The following is a 243-nucleotide window of genomic DNA, read 5'->3' as shown; positions in this document are numbered from 1 at the left end:
AGGATAAATGACGCGCCAGCGCCCGCCTGCCAATGGCACTGACCGGCTCGTCATTCAGTAAAATCCGGCCACCGGAAACCGGCACAAAGCCCATGATCGCTTTCAGCAAAGTGGATTTACCGCAACCATTGGGCCCCACAAGTGCCGTCACACGTCCCGCAGCGAAGCGCACCGAGAGATCAGACAGAACCGGTTTTCCGCCATATCCGGCAGAGATATTATGAATGCTGAGAACCAAATTAG

At 55.1% G+C, this 243-nt stretch carries 1 protein-coding gene; it reads right to left on the bottom strand.

Going from position 1 to position 243, the window contains the following annotated elements; translation table 11 throughout:
- Positions 1–238: ATP-binding cassette domain-containing protein (locus HBA93_RS22925; protein WP_221724763.1), on the bottom strand; the 238-nt coding region annotated here is incomplete at its 3' end.
- Positions 239–243: the final 5 nt, after the last annotated feature.

This window comes from Ochrobactrum sp. SFR4, assembly GCF_019730395.1.
In the GTDB taxonomy this organism is placed as follows: domain Bacteria; phylum Pseudomonadota; class Alphaproteobacteria; order Rhizobiales; family Rhizobiaceae; genus Pseudochrobactrum.
This window is presented reverse-complemented; position numbering and strand designations above follow the sequence as displayed.